The following is a 12292-nucleotide window of genomic DNA, read 5'->3' as shown; positions in this document are numbered from 1 at the left end:
CTGATGATCGACAGCAAGCATGAAGGCGCGGGACTGATGAGCGTCATCCGTGATCCCGCGCTATTCAACCGGCTTTCCGGCAACTTTTTCGAGCGCATGATTTTCAACCATCGGCTGCTCATCATTGCCTTCTGCGTCATCGCCACGCTGCTCTCAGCCTGGCAGGCACGTAACCTGACGGTGACCACCAGCTTCGACAAGATGCTGCCGCACGGTCATCCCTTCATTCGCAACTTTCTGGACAACCGCGACCAGCTGCGCGGGCTCGGCGACTCCGTGCGCTTTGTGGTCGAGAACCGCAAGGGCGACGTGTTCGATGCCGAATACTTGAAGACGCTCGGCCAGATTAACGATGAACTCTTCCGTATCCCGGGCGTAGACAGGACCTGGGTCAAGTCGATCTGGACGCCTGTGGTGCGCTGGACCGAGGTCACCGAGGAGGGGTTTGTCGGTGGTCCTGTGATGCCGGGCAACTTCGATGGTTCTCCCGAGACTATCGAACAACTGCGTTTGAACATCGCCCGTGCGGGGGTGGTGGGCAGTCTTATCTCCACCGACTATCACTCCAGCATGATCGAGATTCCATTGCTGGCGACCGTGGACGGCCAGCCGCTGAGTTACCAGGACTTGTCCGAGGCCCTCGAACGCATTCGCGTCAAGTACGAGGGGGCTGATCTCGGCATCTACATCACCGGATTCGCCAAAATCTCCGGTGACATGATCGATGGCATCTACAAGGTTATGCTGTTCTTCATTGTCGCCGCGCTGGTGGCGGCGCTGATCATCTACTTCCACACCCGCTGTGTTCGCAGCACCGCCCTGGTGCTGCTCTGTTCGGTTATTGCGGTGCTTTGGCAGCAGGGGCTGGTGATCGCCTTCGGTGGTGTCCTGGACGCTTTCACCATCCTGATTCCCTTCCTGATATTTGCCATTGGCGTATCCCACGGCCTTCAGAAAATGAACGGCATTGCTCAGGATATCGCCCGTGGTACCCACCCCTGGGTCGCTGCCCGCTATACCTTCCGTCGCTTGTTCCTGCCGGGGCTGATCGCGCTGATTGCCGATGGCGTCGGTTTTGCCGTGCTGGTATTGGTGGATATTCCGATCATCCGCGAGTTGGCACTGTCGGCTAGCCTCGGTTTCGCCATGCTGGTGGTCACCAACTTGATCCTGCTGCCGGTGCTGCTGTCGTTTACCGGTATCAGCCAGGAAGCGGCGCGTCGACACATCATCGAGCACGATACGACTATCCATAAGCTGGGCATTGATCGGGTTTGGAACAGCCTCGACCGTTTCACCGAGCGCCGCTGGGCTGTCCTGGCGATTGCCGTGGCGCTGGGCCTTACGGTGTTGGCGTTGGTAGAACGCAGCAAACTGCAGGTGGGCGATCTGCACGCCGGCAGTCCTGAGCTACGTCCCGACTCGCGTTACAACCGCGACAACGCCTTCATTACTTCGAGGTTCGGCGTCTCCAGCGATGTGTTTGCAGTCATGATAAAGACGCCCGCAGACCAGTGTGGCTCGTACGAGGCTCTCATCGAGGCTGACCGACTTGCCCGGCAGCTGTCCCAAGTACCTGGAGTCCAGGCCACCGCCTCGCTGGCCGATACGGTACGAGCCTACACCTCTGGTGGTTTCGAAGGCAGTCCGAAGTGGTTCACGATCAGCGACAATAAGGGGGTTCTCTGGCCGCAGGTCAATAATGCCTTGGTGTGGAACTCCCAGTTCCTAAACAGCGAGTGCTCACTGATGCCTGTTTTGGCCTACCTTTCAGACCATAAAGCCGCCACGCTGGATGCTGTGCTGAAGGTGGCAAGCGAGTTCGCGGAACAACATAGTGTGAAGGACCGCCAGTTCTTGTTGGCTGCCGGCAGTGCGGGCATCGAGGCGGCGACCAACATCGTTGTGAAAAGTGTGCAGTTGGAAATGTTGCTGGCCGTCTATTTCGCCGTTGCCTTGCTGTGCCTGATGACCTTCCGCAGCTGGCGTGCTGTAGTGGTGGCCCTCCTACCGTTGGTGCTCACTTCCCTGCTGGCCGAAGCGCTCATGGTGCAGTTGAACATCGGCCTTAAGGTGGCCACCTTGCCAGTGGTTGCACTCGGCGTTGGCGTCGGGGTGGACTACGCCCTGTATCTGCTCAGCGTCCAATTGGAAGGCCAGCGTATGGGACTCTCCCTGCAGCAGGCATACCGTCGGGCCATTCAATTTACTGGCAAGATGGTAGCCCTGGTCGGCGTCACCTTGGCGGTGGGCGTAGTCACCTGGGTAGGGTCCCCGATCAAATTCCAGGCCGATATGGGGATCCTGCTGGCGTTTATGTTCCTTTGGAACATGCTGGCTGCGCTGGTGCTGATTCCCGCGCTGTCGCACTTTTTACTTAATGGCCGGCATTTTCATGTATTCCAGGCGAAGGCTTTTGCCGAGCAAGGCAATTCCATGGGAAGGCTTCAGGCGACTGGCCATTCGACCCGTGCTGAGAGTGTGAGGGCATCTGTCTGACGTTTCCTGCACCTATGCTGTGGCGATGCAGCATGGGTGCGCAAGTCCGTTTACGCGCATCGACACGAGCTAGTCTGGTGCATGCGCGGAGCGAGATCGCCCGTCAGGGCAGGAGGGCAAGGTCGATACAGCAGACCGTAACCCAAGGTTCTGCCGCCGCTCGCGGGCAACCCGCCCATGTCGCGAAAACTTGATGCGCTGACGAGGTAGGGGGAGCGAGCGGGGGGAGTGGGGTTTACTCAGTCGTACCGGGTTTGTGAAACAGTACGGTTTCGGTGAATTCCACGACCTTTTCGCCACGCTGGTTTTTGGTAACGTGCAGCAGGTCGAGAATGGTAAAGCCGCTACTGCTGATGGCTTTGATCTTGGCTTCGCCTTCTACGTGCAAGGTGTCACCAGGGAATGCGGCGGAATGAATGCGTGCCTGCAGCCCAGTCATGCCTGCAAAGTTGCCCACGGCATGGCCTTCGAGGACGTCGGCGACAACCTTCATCAGAATCGGTGAGACTAAACCCATCGAGTAGGAGATGATCATTGGCCCCGGGGCAAAGCGGTTCTGATGGGCGCCGGACATGTTGGCCTTCAGGTATTCCATGTCGATGAAATAGGGCTCATGAAAGCCCGTGAGGTTGACGAAATTGACGATGTCGGTCTCGGTGATGGTGCGCCGATGGGTGACAAACTTATGGGTGGGAAACTCTGCTGCATTGGTTTCGGACATCGATGGTGCTCCTTCGCTGTTTCAATAAAGGTCCGCAACGCCCATGCGTAGCGGCCTGGCAGCTATTGTGGAAACAGCGGGGAGCGGCGGTATCGTCGCATCCGACGAATGTGTGAGGGTGGTCGCGCTCCATGCATGGGGCTGTATGCACCAAGGCTATCAAGCGCAGACCGACGGATGCGCGAAGCGCACCCAACAGCTTTAGATTTTTTCGACCTGATGCACAGTCCACCACAGGATGTTGGGTATCCAGCGCCGAAGTCTCCAGGACATGGCAGTCATCGGTCCGGGAAACACCCACAATTTGTTGCCCTTGAGCACACGCTCAATCTTGTTCAGTACCACTTCGGCGGTAATAGGCGGGAACACGTCGAAGATCTTTGGCCATACCGTCGATTTGGCTTGATCCAGTAGCGGCGTGGCAACGATGGGTGGGCACACGCAGACGATGCGCACTCCGCTGTTGCGGGTCTCGTGGAACAGCACTTCGGTGTAGGCGGTGACTGCATGTTTGGCGGCGTTGTAGGCACCCATGTAGATGATCGGCCAATGACCCGCCATGGAGGCGTAGCTGACGAACTCCCCGCGGCCACGGGCGATCATCTTCGGCAGTGCGGCCTTCGACAGATTGACCATGCCGCCGAAGTTGATCGCCATGATGTTCTGAATGACCTCGCGCGGCTGTTCCATCAGCAGTCCCAGCGGCATGATTGCGGCGGCGTTGGTCAGTCGGGTAATGGGGCCCAGCTCGGTTTCGCAGCGCTCGACCGCTGCTTCCACAGCGGTGGGGTCGGTGATGTCAACTACCAGTTTCAGCAGCCTGGGTGAGGAGCCCAATTGGTTGAGGCCGGCTTCGTTGATGTCCATGGCTGCGACAGCCCAGCCATCGGACAGCGCGCGCTTGGCGCTGAGTTGCCCGAGGCCACTACCGGCACCGGTAATGAACAGAACATTCTGATTCATGGAGCACTCCAGTTTGTTGTTCCCGGTTATCCGCCGCCGGGTTTTGTTTGGGTTATTTTCAATCTTCACGGCGGGTTGCCTGTCGTCGTTTCCGACGAGATAGGGCCTCGGCCAGCCCATCGCTTTTTATCGTCATCACTTTCGAGGCTTCCGGACGCCCGCTGGCACCTGCCTGCATCGCCGCCGGCGAGCTGGCGCAGCGACGAGCTAACTCAATGAATCAGTTAGCAATTTTTCATCGTGCCGATCCACTTTTGGAAATCCATGGGGGATTGCTTGTAAGCGCCGTCCTTGAGCGATTATGCCCCCGGTCGGACAATTTTCTTTACCCGCCGCAAAAACGTCGGAACCGACGAGTTGACCCAGACACCTCGCGCAGACTCTGAGCGCCCTCAGAAATCAGCAGAGGGCGTGAAAAATATGAGCAGGGTGGAAGAAGTCAAAAGGCAGGCTGTGCGCCTGATGGCGGATAAGGGCTTCGAGGCCATGTCGTTGCGCCAGCTCGCGGCGGCGCTCGGGGTGCGCTCCGGTTCGGTGTACACCCACTACGAAAGTAAAGGTCAACTGCTCTTGGATGTGCACTGCGAGTTCTTGGAAGACCTACTTTCTATCTGGTTGGAACAACGCCCAAAGCGCTTGGACAGTGTGCGGATGCTGCAACGCTTTGTGAGTGTCTACGTCAGCTTTCATTACGCAAGGCGGGCTGAAAGCCGCATCGTTCAGCTGGATTTTCGTAGCCTTGATGAAGCGGGTAGGGCGCAGGTCAGCGAACTGAGATCGCAGTATGACGCTGAGTTGGAAACGATCCTGCAGACAGGTGAACAGCGAGGTTTTTTTCAGTTTGAGGACCTGCGTAACACGTGCTTGGCAATGTTCTGCGTGTTGCAGGGTGTTTGCGCAGGCGAGGCATTGCCCGAAGCGCGTGCCCTGGAGGTGTGTCTATCCAGCATTTCGCGGCTTGCCGGCATCCCTGCGCCACCTCAATCCCGCCTGCATGGCGAACTGTATGTCACGGGCCGAGTTGCCACCGCGCTTAAGGCCCCCATTCCCCAGGATCAAAAGCATCGAGGCTGAAGTCTCCGTACAGGGAATGCGCTTTGTCGTGGGAGGGATGGGCGGTATTCCGATTCCGACTCGAGCCGCAAACGTCGATTGACCATTGGTTCGAACGAAATTCGTCCAAAACGACGATTGGACGCGCGCCCTCCATCCCTAAAGTACGAAGCGTTGAAACCGGTGGCGACGAAATTCGCGTGACGGCCAACGCCAGGGTCTTCGAGCCCAACCTGCGGGCCGAAACAGTCTGGCGCGCCGCGAATCAGTTGGCCTGCGCATGGCCTGCAAAAAAGGTGGTGTTGGTCAACACCGACAAAGCCCTCTACACCCTTTCATTCCTGATTTGAGTGCCCTTTGATGAGCCAGCCTGAACTGTTGATCACCTCCGGCTTCGTGCTGCTGAGCTTGCATGGCAGCGTTGCCCACTTGCACCTGAATCGCCCGGACGCCGCCAATGGTCTGGATATTCCCACTCTGCAAGACCTTATCGCGGCGCTGATGCGCTGCCATGGCGAACGGCGTGTGCGTGTGGTGTTGCTCACCGGGGCCGGCGCTAACTTCTGCGCCGGCGGCGATGTGCATACCTTTGTCGGCAAGGGTGACGAACTGCCGGAATATATCCGCCAAGCCACGGTGTATTTACAGGCCGTCATCAGCGCCATGATCCATTTGGATGCACCGGTAATTGCCGCTGTGCAGGGCTTTGCCGCGGGCGGCGGCGGCATGGGACTGGTGTGTGCGGCAGATGTGGTGATCGCGGGTGAGTCAGCCAAGTTTCTTGCCGGAGCCACTCGCGTGGCCATGGCGCCGGACGCTGGTTTGTCGGTGACCTTGCCGCGCCTGGTAGGACCACGCAAAGCCACTGAAATGTTGCTCATGAACCCGGTGGTGAAAGCCCCGGAAGCGCTCGCAATGGGCTTGATCAACCAAGTCGTCGCAGATGCTGAGTTGCAGACTACCGCCATGGCTTACGCCCAGCAGATGACCGAGGCCGCTCCCCTGGCTTTGGCCGCGACTAAACGTTTGCTGTGGGCGGGCATTGGTCTTGGCGTCGATGCCGCGATGCCGGAAGAAAGCCGTACCGTTGCCGAGCTGTGCCGCACACGTGATGTGCGTGAAGGGCTGGCGGCGGTGATCGAAAAGCGCACCGCGCAGTTCGAGGGCCAATGACCATGCGTGCATTGACCGGTCAACGGGCTTTTGTCACCGGCGGTTCCAAAGGTATTGGCGAAGCCATCGTTCGGCGTCTGGCAGCCGAGGGCGCCAAGGTAGTGATTGCCGCGCAGGATATGATCAGCGCCGAGCGGCTGGCCGATGAAGTGGGCGGCCTGGCCGTTCGCCTGGATGTCACCGACCTGCTCGAAGTAGAGCGTGTGGTGACCATGCTAGGTCCATTCGAAATTTTGGTTAACAACGCTGGCTATGACCAGCATGACTTCTTCACCAAAACCACGGTGGAGCAGTGGCGCTACTTGTTGGCGGTCAACCTCGAAGGCGTATTTGCCTCAACCCACGCCGCGCTACCGGCGATGCAGGCGGCCGGTTACGGGCGAATCATTAATGTCGGGTCAGAGGCTGGTCGTCAGGGCTCCAAAGGTGGCGCCGTGTATGCCGCTGCCAAGGGCGGCGTGATCGCCTTCAGTAAATCCATAGCCCGGGAAAATGCCCGTTATGGCATCACTGTCAATGTGGTCGCGCCAGGACCAGTGGATACGCCTTTGCTGCGCAAAGCCCTCGACCGTGGCGGTGAAAAATTGTTGGCGGCCATGGAGGCCTCCACCCTGGTGGGGCGCTTGGGCGAGCCGAATGAAGTGGCGGCTGCCGTGGTGTTTCTCGCCAGTCGTGACGCCAGTTTTATTACCGGCGAAACCCTTGGTGTCTCTGGCGGGATGGGTTGCTGATGCGCGCTCAAAGCGAGGCGGTGGAACGGGTAATTGCCCGCATCCAGACCGTGTACGGCCGCTGGCGTCGGCACACGCCGATTGAAACCTTGCGCCGCGACTGGGATGACTTGTTTTGGGCCGATAAGCTGACGTGTGAAACCCAAGACGCCAGCGCCAACGGTGTGCCGGTGCGCTGGATCAAAACGCCCGGTGTCGCCGAGCAGCAAGTGTTGATTTATCTGCATGGCGGCGGATTCAAAATGGGCTCGCTCACCTCTCACCATGACCTGATGGTGCGCCTTTCTGTGGCCGCGGGTTGCAGAATCCTGGGTGTCGATTATCGCCTGCTGCCTGAGCATGGTTTTCCCGAACCCCTGCTTGATGTACTTGCGGTCTACGACTGGTTGGTGGCCCAGGGTTTTGAACCCGATCAACTGGCCATCGCGGGGGATTCCGCAGGTGGTGGGTTGGCCGCCGCGGCCTTGCTGGCCCTACGCGACAAAGGCCGCCCGTTGCCGGCCGCCGCTGTGTTGCTGTCGGCCTGGACCGACCTCAGCGCCAGTGGCGAAAGCTACCTGACCCGTGCCGAGTCTGACCCCATTCACCAACGCCCAATGATTGTTGCCCTGGCCGCGCAGTATCTGGGGAAGGACGGCGATCCGTTTGACCCTTTAGCTTCGCCGCTGCACGGCGATCTGACCGGTTTGCCGCCGTTGCTGCTCCAAGTCGGCGACCGCGAAACCGGTCTGGACGACAGCACTCTGTTTGCCGCCAAGGCCCGCGCAGTTGGGGTTGCGGTTGAGTTGCAGGTATGGCCGCAAATGTTCCACGTTTTCCAACAATTCGCCGCCGAGCTGGCGGAAGCACGCGAGGCCATCGCTTGCATCGGTGCGTTTTTACGCAAGCACTGGAACCTAAAATGAGGACTGCACTGTGAGTATCGGTATCACCGGATTCGGCGCCTATATCCCGCGCCTGCGTTTGAGCCGGCAAGCCGTGGTAGCGGCCAATGCCTGGTACGCCCCCGAGCTGAAAGGCAAAGCCCGTGGCCATCGCGCCATGGCCAACTGGGATGAGGACAGCATTACCATGGCGGTCGCGGCTGCACGCGATGCCTTGGGCGGACAGGACCTGCAGGGCCGAGTGCGCGAGGTGATTCTCGCTTCGTGCACCCTGCCGTTTGCCGAGCGCCTCAACGCGGCAGTGGTTGCCGAGGCGCTAAACCTGGGTGAGTACACTGGCGCCAGTGACGTCACCGGCTCGCAGTGCGCGGCCCTGGCCGGTTTTTCCCAAGCCTTGGCCAGTGCCGCTAGCGCCCCAGGCACTGTGTTGCTGACAGCCGCCGACAACCGCCGCACCCGCGCCGCCAGCGCGCAGGAGCTGGATTACGGTGATGGCGCTGCCGCGCTGTTGTTTGGTCGTGAACAGGTGATCGCAGAAGTGCTCGGCCAGGCGGCATCGAGCGTCGACTTTATCGACCACTTCCGCCTCACTGGCCGCGAGATCGATTACTTCGGTGAAGAGCGCTGGGTGCGTGATGAAGGCGTTAGCCGCTGCATGCCCCAAGTGATCAAACGCGCCCTGAGCGACAGCGGCGTGGGCGCCGAAGCGGTGGCACATTTCATCTTCCCCACCTCGCTGGCGAAGATGGATGCGCAACTGGCCCAGGCCTGTGGCATCCCTGCCGAAGCGGTGGTCGATGGCCTGGCGGCAGAAGTGGGTAACACTGGCGTCGGCCATGGCCTGTTGCTGCTGGCCAATGTCCTGGAAAGTGCCGAGCCGGGGCAGGTGATCGTGCTCGCCCAATTTGGCAGCGGTGCTCGCGCCGTGGTACTGCGGGTGACCGCTGAAATCAAACACTTCACCGCTCGCCGTGGCGTGTCCGGTTGGCTGGCCCGTGGCCGTGAAGAGCTCAGTTATACGCGCTTTCTCACCTACAAGGGCCAGTTGCAACTGGAGCGCGGTGTGCGCGGTGAGCAAGACAAGAAGACCGCGCTGAGCACAGCCTACCGCCATCGTCGCGCCATTCTCGGCCTGGTGGCTGGGCGTTGCCGTGTGAGTGGTGACGTGCATTTCCCACCCTCACGGCTGACCTACACCCCCGATGCCGCCGCCCTGGATACGCAGGACGCCCATCCCCTGGCTGACCGCCTTGGCCGGGTGCTGAGCTGGTCCGCCGAGTCGCTGTCGTCCTATATGGCGCCGCCCCATCATTACGGGCAAATCGACTTCGAGGGGGGCGGTCGCATCCTGATGGAATTCACCGACGTCGCCAAGGGCGAAGTGCAGACCGCGCTCGAGGTGGAGATGGTCTTTCGCATCAAAGACATCGACGACCTGCGCGGTTTCAAGCGCTACTTCTGGAAAGCCACCCCCGTTCACACCCCCGCGCCGCAAGCGCCGTTGGAGTAATTCGTCATGCCCATTGGTATCAAAGACAAAGTTGCGATTCTCGGCATGGGCTGCTGCCGCTTCGGCGAACGCTGGGACGCCAGCCCGGAAGATTTGATGGTCGAGGCTTACAGTGAGGCCATGGCTGATGCAGGCATCTCCCCGGAGCAAATCGACGCCGCCTGGTTTTCCACCCATATGGAAGATGTGGGCACCGGCCGTGGCGGTACACCGATGAGCATTGCCTTGCGGTTGCCAAATATTGGCGTGACTCGGGTAGAAAATTTCTGTGCCGGCGGTTCGGAAGCCATCCGCGCGGCGGTGTATGCGGTGGCCTCTGGCGCCTGCGATATCGCCTTGGCCCTGGGCGTGGAAAAGCTGAAAGACACCGGCTACGGTGGCCTGCCGGTCGCAACAGTCGGTACCTATATTCCGCAGTGGTACCCCAGCGCCGTGGCCCCGGCCAATTTCGCTCAACTGGCCTCGGCTTACCAGGCGCGTTTTAACGTTGACCCGCAGCTACTCAAGCGGGCCATCGCCCATGTGTCGGTCAAAAGCCACGCCAACGGTGCCAAAAACCCCAAGGCGCACCTGCGCAAAATCATCACTGAAGAGCAGTGCCTGAAGGCGCCGATCATCGCTGAGCCCCTGGGCTTGTTTGATTGCTGTGGCGTTTCCGATGGAGCAGCGGCGGTGATCGTCACTCGCCCGGACATTGCCAGGGCCATGGGCAAGACCGATCTGGTGACCTTCAAGGCCCTGCAAGTGGCGGTCTCCAATGGCTGGGAGATGCAGGGCAATGGGTGGGACGGGAGCTATGTGCACACCACCCGCATTGCTGCCAGGAAAGCCTACGCCGAAGCCGGCATCACCCGGCCACGTGAACAGATCAGTCTGACTGAGGTGCACGACTGCTTCTCCATCACCGAGTTGGTGACCATGGAGGATCTGTTCCTCTCTGAGCCAGGTATGGCGGTGCGCAACGTACTGGATGGCGACTTCGACGCTGAAGGCCGAGTGCCTTGCCAGATTGACGGCGGTCTCAAGTGCTTCGGTCACCCGGTTGGCGCCAGCGGGATCCGCATGCTCTACGAAATCTACTTGCAGCTACAGGGGCGCGCCGGTCCGCGGCAGTTGCCAGACCCGCGTACTGGGTTGATTCACAACCTTGGCGGGCAGCCATCACAGAACGTTTGCTCGATTTCCATCATTGGTAGAGAAGAAGACTGATGGCCATCCTGATTGATGATCCCGCCCCCGGCGTCCGGCGGTTGCTGATTAACCGCCCCGATAAGCGCAATGCGATAAACCATGACGTACGCCAGTCACTCATCGATGCGTTGACTGAGGCGCGTGAGCAGGCGGCTTGTCGAGCCATTATCTTGGGAGGCGTTGGAGGGATGTTTTCCGCTGGTGGCGACATCGCGACCATGGCCGATCTGGACGAGTCCGGGGCGCGTGAGCGAATGCAGCACATCCATCAGCTCTGCCGTTTGTTGGGGCAATTCCCGATGCCTGTCATATCGGCAGTAGAAGGCATCTGTGCAGGAGCGGGGGTTGGACTGGCGTTGCTGGGAGACGTTGTGCTCTCCGGCACCAAGACTCGGTTTCTGTTCCCTTTTCTGAAGCTGGGTCTCTCTCCCGATTGGGGATTGCTGCGAACACTACCTGCCCGAGTGGGTGTCGCCGAAGCAAAGCGCATGCTGACCCACGGCCAATACATATCCGCCGAGGAGGCCGTCGTCGCAGGTTTGGCGGATGAATGTGTTGGTCTAAATGTGATGGACTCAGCAGTCAGCCTGGCGAGCAGGATGAGTCGTTTACCGCGCGACGCGTTTTCACGAATGAAAAATCGCCTGGATCACCCGTCGGCGAGCTTGGCCGAAGAGCTGCAGCGCGAGGAAGACGACCAGGCGGTGCTGTTGCTCGGTGCCGATTTTCGCGAAGGTTTTGCCGCTTTTGCAGAGAAGCGCGAGCCGCAGTTCACCAGCACCGTGGACTACCTCGTATGAGCGCACCGGTGGTGGTAGAGCGCAATGGCGCGGTGGCTATCTTGCGGCTGAACCGTGTTGAAAAGCGCAATGCTCTGGACCTCAGCATGCGTGTCGCCATCGCCAGCGCCATGCAGGAACTGGAGCGTGACAGCGGTGTGGCGGTGATCGTGATCACCGGCGGTGATAGCGTGTTTGCCGCTGGCGCCGATCTCAATCTACTGGTGGATAAGGGCGCCCAACAAGTGGCGGAGTTGGACCTGGGCCAGTACTGGGCGCCTGTGGCGAAAAGCCAGAAGCCGCTGATTGCGGCGGTCAGCGGCTTTGCCCTGGGGGCGGGCTGCGAGTTGGCGATGATGTGCGACATCCTGGTCGCCGACAACTCGGCGCGCTTCGGTCAGCCCGAAGCGAGGGTGGGCATTATGCCCGGCGCTGGCGGTACTCAGCGTTTACTGCGTGCCGTGGGTAAACCAGTGGCCAGCCTGATGCTGTTGGCCGGTGAACTGCTCAGCGCCGAGCGCGCTAGCCAGTTGGGTTTGGTCAGCGAGTTGGTGACGGAGGGCAGCGCCTTGGCGCGCGCCATCGTCCTCGCCCAAGCCACGGCAACCATGCCGCCCAAGGCCTTGCGAGCAATCAAACGGGTGTTGGCACTGGGCGCCGATCAATCGCTGGACCTTGCACTGGCCTTGGAAAACCGCGAATTCCTACTGCTGTTCGACACGCAGGACAAAACCGAAGGCATGCGTGCATTCCTTGATAAACGCCCGCCGCGTTACACGGGAAACTAA

General features: G+C 60.1%; 12 protein-coding genes. 10 read left to right on the top strand and 2 right to left on the bottom strand.

Annotation, left to right across the window (positions count from 1 at the left end; translation table 11 throughout):
• Nucleotides 1–3 precede the first annotated feature (3 nt).
• On the top strand, nt 4–2499 hold the full coding sequence (locus TK06_RS09245; RefSeq protein WP_203417419.1) for an efflux RND transporter permease subunit: 2496 nt from the start codon (nt 4–6) through the stop codon (nt 2497–2499).
• Between the two features lie 235 nt (nt 2500–2734).
• Here TK06_RS09245 and TK06_RS09240 read toward each other — a convergent pair whose 3' ends face one another.
• Together TK06_RS09240 and TK06_RS09235 are read right to left on the bottom strand one after the other, a co-directional pair.
• Nucleotides 2735–3220, bottom strand: coding sequence for a MaoC family dehydratase (locus TK06_RS09240; protein WP_063321836.1), 486 nt, complete (start codon nt 3218–3220; stop codon nt 2735–2737).
• Between the two features lie 201 nt (nt 3221–3421).
• Nucleotides 3422–4183: an SDR family NAD(P)-dependent oxidoreductase gene (locus TK06_RS09235; RefSeq protein WP_063321835.1), complete on the bottom strand. Its 762-nt coding sequence runs from the start codon at nt 4181–4183 to the stop codon at nt 3422–3424.
• Nucleotides 4184–4474: 291 nt separating this feature from the next.
• On the opposite strand from TK06_RS09235, the gene TK06_RS09230 reads away from it, so the two are divergent.
• The 9 genes from TK06_RS09230 (at nt 4475) to TK06_RS09195 (ending at nt 12292) form a co-directional block, all read left to right on the top strand.
• Nucleotides 4475–5257 (top strand): TetR/AcrR family transcriptional regulator, encoded by a 783-nt coding sequence (locus TK06_RS09230; RefSeq protein WP_153044829.1) that lies wholly within the window; start codon nt 4475–4477, stop codon nt 5255–5257.
• A gap of 179 nt (nt 5258–5436) precedes the next feature.
• Nucleotides 5437–5586 carry a hypothetical protein gene (locus TK06_RS32570; RefSeq protein ID WP_161951733.1) on the top strand — a complete coding sequence of 50 codons (150 nt, stop codon included), beginning with the start codon at nt 5437–5439 and terminating at the stop codon, nt 5584–5586.
• Nucleotides 5587–5596: 10 nt separating this feature from the next.
• Nucleotides 5597–6409, top strand: a complete 813-nt coding sequence (locus TK06_RS09225) for an enoyl-CoA hydratase/isomerase family protein (protein ID WP_203417418.1) — start codon at nt 5597–5599, stop codon at nt 6407–6409.
• 2 nt (nt 6410–6411) lie between these two features.
• Complete coding sequence (locus TK06_RS09220) at nt 6412–7140, top strand: SDR family NAD(P)-dependent oxidoreductase (protein ID WP_086936774.1); 729 nt, start codon at nt 6412–6414, stop codon at nt 7138–7140.
• Nucleotides 7140–8045, top strand: coding sequence for an alpha/beta hydrolase (locus TK06_RS09215; protein WP_063321832.1), 906 nt, complete (start codon nt 7140–7142; stop codon nt 8043–8045). Before TK06_RS09220 ends, TK06_RS09215 begins: the two co-directional genes overlap by 1 nt.
• Nucleotides 8046–8055: 10 nt before the next feature.
• Nucleotides 8056–9534 (top strand): hydroxymethylglutaryl-CoA synthase family protein, encoded by a 1479-nt coding sequence (locus TK06_RS09210; protein ID WP_203417417.1) that lies wholly within the window; start codon nt 8056–8058, stop codon nt 9532–9534.
• A 6-nt stretch (nt 9535–9540) separates the two neighbouring features.
• Nucleotides 9541–10743, top strand: coding sequence for an acetyl-CoA acetyltransferase (locus TK06_RS09205; RefSeq protein WP_063321831.1), 1203 nt, complete (start codon nt 9541–9543; stop codon nt 10741–10743).
• Nucleotides 10743–11525 (top strand): enoyl-CoA hydratase/isomerase family protein, encoded by a 783-nt coding sequence (locus tag TK06_RS09200; RefSeq protein ID WP_063321830.1) that lies wholly within the window; start codon nt 10743–10745, stop codon nt 11523–11525. The genes TK06_RS09205 and TK06_RS09200 overlap by 1 nt, the downstream gene beginning before the upstream one ends.
• Nucleotides 11522–12292 carry an enoyl-CoA hydratase-related protein gene (locus tag TK06_RS09195; RefSeq protein ID WP_063321829.1) on the top strand — a complete coding sequence of 257 codons (771 nt, stop codon included), beginning with the start codon at nt 11522–11524 and terminating at the stop codon, nt 12290–12292. Before TK06_RS09200 ends, TK06_RS09195 begins: the two co-directional genes overlap by 4 nt.

It is taken from the genome of Pseudomonas fluorescens, from assembly GCF_001623525.1.
Taxonomy (GTDB): Bacteria; Pseudomonadota; Gammaproteobacteria; order Pseudomonadales; family Pseudomonadaceae; genus Aquipseudomonas; species Aquipseudomonas fluorescens_Q.
This window is presented reverse-complemented; position numbering and strand designations above follow the sequence as displayed.